The organism is Gammaproteobacteria bacterium, from assembly GCA_013696315.1.
GTDB lineage: Bacteria > Pseudomonadota > Gammaproteobacteria > JACCYU01 > JACCYU01 > JACCYU01.
The window spans coordinates 1-6,397 of record JACCYU010000162.1 but is presented as its reverse complement, the minus strand read 5'-3'; the positions used below and the strand labels follow the sequence as shown (position 1 = coordinate 6,397).

The following is a 6,397-nucleotide window of genomic DNA, read 5'->3' as shown; positions in this document are numbered from 1 at the left end:
CTTGCCTGGGCACAATCATCCGGAATCTTTATTCGCTCCCACGCGCATCAACTAATCTCGTGCCTTCGGCTTATACGGATTACCGGCAGCACCGCGTCGCCGGCAACCCGTTCCTCCGCAATACCTTAAGCCTTTGCCCTGGCCGCGTCAGATCCAGCAACTTGCATCGGTTCGGTCCTGGGCTTGCTGGTGATGCCTTATTTCAGGGCATATACGTCCAGCAAGTTCGCGCTGTACGACTTGTCGAAGCATTGAGACGCGAACTCCCCGACAGCGGCATACCGTATGCCAATGCACGCAACCTCCGCGGCCATGTCCATGCTAATGGTTGCGATGTTACACTTCATTTGTCTGCATCGCCGCAACGCGCCACAACGCAAATCCGCCTTCGTGGCGCATCGTCTTGTGGAAATCGGGCATCTCTGCCTGGCGCGGGATCAGGTCACGTGGGGATATTGTTCAATTGACAAGAACGTCCGCGGCCGGGTCGCGTCGCAGGTTCTGCGTCATCGGCTACATCGTGCGCGGGGGGAGAACAAACAAGTCTACGCGGACTCGATGGTGCGGGAAGGGTTCTTCGCGCATTCGAGGCACCCGCTTTACCTCGGCAACATGCTTGGCATCTTCGGTCTCTTGATCATTCACTATTCGTCGTGGGCGTACGCCATCGGTGTGCCGTTCGCTGTTCCTTTACCTGACGATTTCATGTCGTCGCGATAGCGTTTGACAGGTGCATGTCCGCGGTGAGACTTGCCCGCGCATAAACGGCTCATAAAAGGTAAGCGCAGCGATCGCCCAAATTACAAGGGTCGTGGAGGGATTAGTGCGAGACATATGCCGCTATCACCGGTGGCGCCGGAACCTGTGCCGGATGACCGTTACGAGCGGCGCCGAGCGTCCGCACACAGGCGTGCGAGACCACGCGGGAGAGCGTGATGACGGGGTAGCTCCGCACTTGCCTCAGCGCGCCCCGATAAAGATGTCTGGCTTTTGCATCTGCATCGCGCTTGTGAGCGGATGCGCTTCGGCAGCCTCCCGGTTCGCTGACGACTCGTCGGACCAGGAACGACTGCTCTCACTGGACTACGGAAAACTCCTGCTGGCGGACACCCAACATGTGCTGAGCGCGCCGCTGCGCTGGGATAGACGGGACTGGCTTACCGTGTCGCTGGCGAGCTTAGGCGTAGCCGCGACGGGATTATTCGACGAGCCGGTGCGAGACGTTATCGCGGACAACAAGGGAACAACCGCGGACAACATCGCGAATTTCTTCGAGCCGTTTGGAGTCGAGTATTCCTTCGGCGTGCTAAGCGGTTTCTATCTGTCAGGACTCGCGTTCGATAATCCGGAGAGCCGCGCCGTGGCTCTGGATGGCCTCGCCGCCAGCCTGGTCGCGACGGGCATCATCACCCCGGTGCTCAAGTTCGCCGTTGGCCGATCCCGTCCCCGAACAGAGGACGGCGCACAGACGTTCGAACCGTTCAGCGGCAACGCTTCGTTTCCATCCAGCCATACTACGCAGGCCTTTGCCGTAGCCTCGGTAATCGCGGAACACTACGATCCACTGTGGATCGATCTGACGTCGTACGGCGTCGCCTCCATGGCAGGCTTCGCGCGCATTGAGGAGGACGAGCATTGGGTTTCCGATGTCGTGGCGAGCGCACTGATCGGCACCGTCGTCGGCAAGGCGGTCGTGCGCTTCAATGAGCAACAGCGCGACCGCGACGCGCACAGCCGCACCTCTGCCTCCGTCATGCCGCTGGTGGGCGCTGACGCGCTTGGTCTGACAGTAAATTTTTCATTCTAAGGGCCGGGCCTCCGATGCCGCGGTCCGCAATCCCGCTTCCGCCCAGGCGACAGCCCGGAACATCGCGCGGCGTTTGTTGATGGTTTCTTCCCATTCCAGCGCGGGTACTGAGTCGGCGACGATGCCGCCGCCGGCCTGCACGTGCAACATGCCGTCCTTGATGATGGCGGTACGAATCGCGATCGCGGTGTCCATGTTGCCGCTCCAGGAGAGATAACCCACCGCGCCCGAGTAGACGCCGCGCTTGACGGGCTCCAGCTCGTTGATGATTTCCATCGCGCGCACTTTGGGCGCCCCGCTCACCGTGCCGGCGGGAAAGGTCGCGCGCAATACGTCCATGGCGGACAATCCGGGTTTAAGCTTGCCGGTCACGTTGGAAACGATGTGCATCACGTGCGAATAGCGCTCGATCACCATCTTTTCAGTGAGCCTGACGCTGCCAGTCACTGCGACTCTGCCCACGTCGTTGCGGCCCAGATCGATCAGCATGAGATGCTCGGCGAGTTCCTTGGGGTCGGCGAGCAACTCGCGCTCCAGCGCCAGGTCTTCCGCCTCGCTCGCGCCGCGTGGTCGCGTACCGGCAATGGGCCTCAGCGTCACCACGCCGTCTTCGAGTCGCACCAGAATTTCAGGTGACGATCCGACGATATGAAAATCGCCTAGGTGCAGGTGATACATGTACGGCGAGGGATTGAGGCTACGCAGTGCGCGATAAAGATCCAGCGGCCGCGCCCGAAATTCGATTGACATGCGCTGTGAAGGCACGACCTGCATCACGTCGCCCTCGACAATGTAATACTTGATGCGTTCGACCGCCGCCTCGTAACCCGCGCGCGAAAAGCTGGACGTGTAATCGGACTGCTCGATAGCGCGCGTGTTTGCCGACGGAGTGTAGAATGCGGCAGGCGCGCGCAAACGCGCTTCCAGCTCGCCCAGACGCGCCTGCCCTCGGGCCAGCGCTTCAGTCTCGTTGGCGTCGATATGCACGATGAGATAAATCTTGCCGGCGAGATTGTCGAACACCACCACCTCGTCCGACACCATCAGCAGGATATCGGGCGTGCCGACCGGATCGGGTTTGTCGCCGCCCGCCAGGCGCGGCTCGATGTAGGCGATGCTCTCGTAACCGAAGTAGCCCACCAGCCCACCGCTGAAGCGCGGCAGACCGGGTTGCTCGGGGATGCGATACCGCGCCTGATACGCCGCGATCCACGCGACCGGATCGCCAACGTCATGCGACTCGATTACTTCACCGTCGTGTTCGATGTTGACAGTATGGCCGTTGATCTTGATCACGCGCCGGCACGGCAGACCGATAATTGAATAGCGACCCCATTTTTCCCCGCCCTGCACCGATTCGAACAAATACGAATAAGGCGCATCGGCAAGCCTTAAATACGTGCTCAGCGGCGTATAGAGATCGGCCAGCACGTGGCGTACCAGCGGCGCGCGGGCGTGAGTACTGATGTCAGATTGGGTAGCGGTCATGGCTCGTCCAGGTTCGTTACAGGCTTTCGGGTTCAGCGACAAAAAGTCACTGCCATGGCCACGCGCATGTAAACAGAACCTGAAAAAGCCGACGTTGCACGTAATAACCAGATTGAAATCGGTCAGGCAGCCTAGGTCAGCAGCGCCGCCAGTTCGGTCAATGAATCTATCACCGCATCCGGCCGCGCGGCACGGATGTCTTGGCCGTGATTATACCCATAACTCACGCACACGATCTGAAAGCCCGCCGCGCGCGCGGCCTCCACGTCGTTGCTCGAATCACCCAGCATCAATGCAAGCGAAGGCGCAACACCCAGCACGTCCGCGGCATGCAGCAGCGGCATTGGGTGCGGTTTTTTCTCGGGCAGGGAATCACCGCTGACCACGATCTCGAAATAATCGCGCAAACCCATCGTGGTTAGCAGCGGCAGGGTGAAACGCTCCGGTTTGTTGGTCACCGCGCCCAGCCGATAACCGGCACCGTACAGAAAATCAAGCCCCTCCTCAACGCCTACATACAGACGGCTGCGCGTGCTGACATTCTGCGCGTATAAATCGAAAAAGATCGGCGCCGCGCGTTCGTATACCTCTCGATCCGGCTCGCCGTCCATGCGCCCGGTCAGCGCCCGGTTGAGCAGCAGTTCCGCCCCATTGCCCACCCATAATCGCACCCGCGCCTCACCCCTCGCAGGGAGCCCTAACCGCGCCATCATCCCATCGACACAAAAGGCGATATCGGGCGCGCTGTCGATCATGGTGCCGTCCACATCGATGAGGATCAATTCGTGGTTCTTTATGGTCATGTTTATCTTGACGCGAAGTCCGCAAAGACGCGGCGGCCGCAGAGGTTAAAAGATGTAACCAGCACCAATGCGTTATCGCATCGCCCTGACACACTAAACGCAATTTGTTAATTGTCGCTTCGTAGTCACTGGCGCCGAAGATCGCCGGGTCAGCGCTGAGGGCGTAGTCTGGCGCGTTCACGAGGGGTCGGAGGGGCACTTTACCGCCGCGGCAGGAGAAATTCAGCGACCGGCGCGGCGGCCGCTTGCTCGCAGCCGCTGGGGTATCGGTGATGACTACACTGGTTGCCGCCTTGAACGCCGGCGCCCCACCCACGACATCAGTAACCACACCGGCAGCCCCGCCAGCACGCCCGCGGAAAACGTCACCACGGCCGTTCTCTGCGGGTTTCTGAACAAGTGCTTTTTCAGCTTGCCGATAAATCCCTCGTCCGCCTCGCCCACCAGATAACGCGTAATGGTTTCCGCCTCGACTTCGGTCACGCCCAGATTGGGCATGGTGGAAGGGCCGTCGAAGCGCGGTTCGAGGATCTGGTACTTCATCCAGATGCGCACCCTTTCATGTCCGCTCGCGGCGGCGACCTCGTCTCTGGCCTCCACATACTGGTTGTAGGGCGCTTCATCCCTGGAGTCCAGCTCATCGAGATAAGCCAGATAAGAAGGCGAACTGATCTGCTTTTCAATGCGCGCCATCATGCCGTCGTCGCCCAGCATCGGCCCCTTGCTGCCGCCGCGCTCGTACACGTCTTCCAGCTTGTGGCAGCCGAAACAGCCCTTGCGGTGCATGAGCCGCATAATGCTATCGTCATCGGCGGCCGACACATCGGCGGCGTCCAGATCCGTCAACGTCAGAAAATGCGCGTTATTTGGATCGTAGCTGACTTTCATCACCGCGCCGCCGCTGCCTTCGGGCGGCATCAACGGCGCGAAATACAGCGCGTCCGGGCCGAATGCCAGCGCGGCGATCCAGTTGGTTTTTTCGGTGGAACGAAGCAGATAGCCCGGCGTATCCAGCATCGCGTGCTGCTCGACGCTGTACGGTATGCGCATGATGCCCGGGATCTCCAGGCTGGACAGCGCGACGTAGAACTGATCCTCCAGATGCGTGGGGAAGGCCGGCTCGGGACGCTGATAATAGTCCATCTGGCCGGGGCCTACGCTTTCCAGGAATACGTAATCGGCATTGGCCGCGATACTGCGGTCGCTGCCGTCCCACAGATAGTTCCTGCCGGGATCGAGCTCGAAGAATCGATCCGAATTAACGCCGTTTTCGGCAACCAAAGCCCTGCCATCCACGATTTCCAGCCCGAACGGATTGCGCAACCCATAGGCCAGCACATAGTTGGCCGCGCGATCGATGGCGTTGCTCTCGTAGAGTGGATTGCCGGGCGCCGGCCGACCGTCCAGCGTCATGCGCAGCATCTTGCCGCGGAAGGTGTCCAGCCGCTGGCTGCTCCGGGGCTCGTTGAAACCGTCGCCCACGCCGACATACAGCATGTCGTTGCTTATCTGGCACTGGCCGATCTGATGCGAAAGCCCGGACTCGTAGGGCGCGAACACATCCGTGAATGCGGTTTGCGAGCGCGGCTCGAGCGCGTAGGTTTCCGCCGTCGCCTCGAAACGGATGATGTTGTTGCGTAACTCGTTACCGTCCTGATAAGCGAAGGTCACGAACAGGTAACCACGCGAGGGTTCCAGACAGATGCCGGCCAGGCCGTACTCAGCCTGCTTGGCGGGCGGCTCCTTGTCGAATTCCGTTTCCAGAAAGCCCTCGGCGAAGGTGTACACCGTGCGGTCGTTGGTCACCACTTTGACCTTGCCGCGAAGTTCGGTGACGAAATACAGCGGATCTTTCGGGTCCGGCCCGGGGTCGGGCACGAAGGCGGTGGCGGTCGGATACTGGTAACCCGTCGTGTCGATGGCTAGCGCGAAGCCTTTCTCGACCACCCAGTCATGTTTCCAGTCCGACGTCCTGTCGCCGGATACTTTCTGATCCTCGGCCTCGTCAAGGTTCAACTCGGCATTAACCGCGGAATGGCCGGCCAGAATCGCCACCATGCCGGCGAATAAACTACTGATCACACGCAACGATAACGTTCGTGTCATTACCCCTCCTCCTGTCGTGCCGCGCAGGTGCGCGGCATCCCCTCATATTCGCGAACTATTCACGATTCAGGCGCGATTGCGGCACTAGCAATGTCGGCTCGGGGGCTCCGCCGCTGCCGGGCACCATCTTTTGTGTAAGTGTTTGCCGCTTTCTTCCACGCGCGTGTGCGCGCCATTGTAACTGGCTCAGGTC

At 60.5% G+C, this 6,397-nt stretch carries 4 protein-coding genes and 1 pseudogene; 2 read left to right on the top strand and 3 right to left on the bottom strand.

Annotation, left to right across the window (positions count from 1 at the left end):
* The first annotated feature begins 328 nt into the window (after nucleotides 1-328).
* Together H0V34_09845 and H0V34_09840 are read left to right on the top strand one after the other, a co-directional pair.
* Nucleotides 329-720 (top strand): annotated as a pseudogene (locus tag H0V34_09845) (hypothetical protein).
* Nucleotides 721-1,009: 289 nt separating this feature from the next.
* The gene (locus tag H0V34_09840; GenBank protein ID MBA2491982.1) at nucleotides 1,010-1,807 is read left to right on the top strand and encodes a phosphatase PAP2 family protein; all 798 of its coding nucleotides are present in this window, start codon (nucleotides 1,010-1,012) and stop codon (nucleotides 1,805-1,807) included.
* Here H0V34_09840 and H0V34_09835 read toward each other — a convergent pair.
* The 3 genes from H0V34_09835 to H0V34_09825 all read right to left on the bottom strand — a co-directional run bounded on the left by H0V34_09835 (nucleotide 1,799) and on the right by H0V34_09825 (nucleotide 6,204).
* Nucleotides 1,799-3,295, bottom strand: coding sequence for an anthranilate synthase component I (locus tag H0V34_09835; protein MBA2491981.1), 1,497 nt, complete (start codon nucleotides 3,293-3,295; stop codon nucleotides 1,799-1,801). The two genes, H0V34_09840 and H0V34_09835, sit on opposite strands and share 9 nt — an antisense overlap.
* Nucleotides 3,296-3,426: 131 nt before the next feature.
* Complete coding sequence (locus tag H0V34_09830) at nucleotides 3,427-4,098, bottom strand: phosphoglycolate phosphatase (GenBank protein ID MBA2491980.1); 672 nt, start codon at nucleotides 4,096-4,098, stop codon at nucleotides 3,427-3,429.
* Between the two features lie 276 nt (nucleotides 4,099-4,374).
* Nucleotides 4,375-6,204 carry a PQQ-dependent sugar dehydrogenase gene (locus tag H0V34_09825; GenBank protein ID MBA2491979.1) on the bottom strand — a complete coding sequence of 610 codons (1,830 nt, stop codon included), beginning with the start codon at nucleotides 6,202-6,204 and terminating at the stop codon, nucleotides 4,375-4,377.
* Nucleotides 6,205-6,397: the final 193 nt, after the last annotated feature.

Excerpts from the sequence above, each read along its gene's own strand:
- H0V34_09830 (MBA2491980.1), bottom strand. The coding sequence starts at position 4,098 with ATGACCATAAAGAACCACGAATTGATCCTCATCGATGTGGACGGCACC.
- H0V34_09835 (MBA2491981.1), bottom strand. The coding sequence starts at position 3,295 with ATGACCGCTACCCAATCTGACATCAGTACTCACGCCCGCGCGCCGCTG.
- H0V34_09825 (MBA2491979.1), bottom strand. The coding sequence starts at position 6,204 with ATGACACGAACGTTATCGTTGCGTGTGATCAGTAGTTTATTCGCCGGC.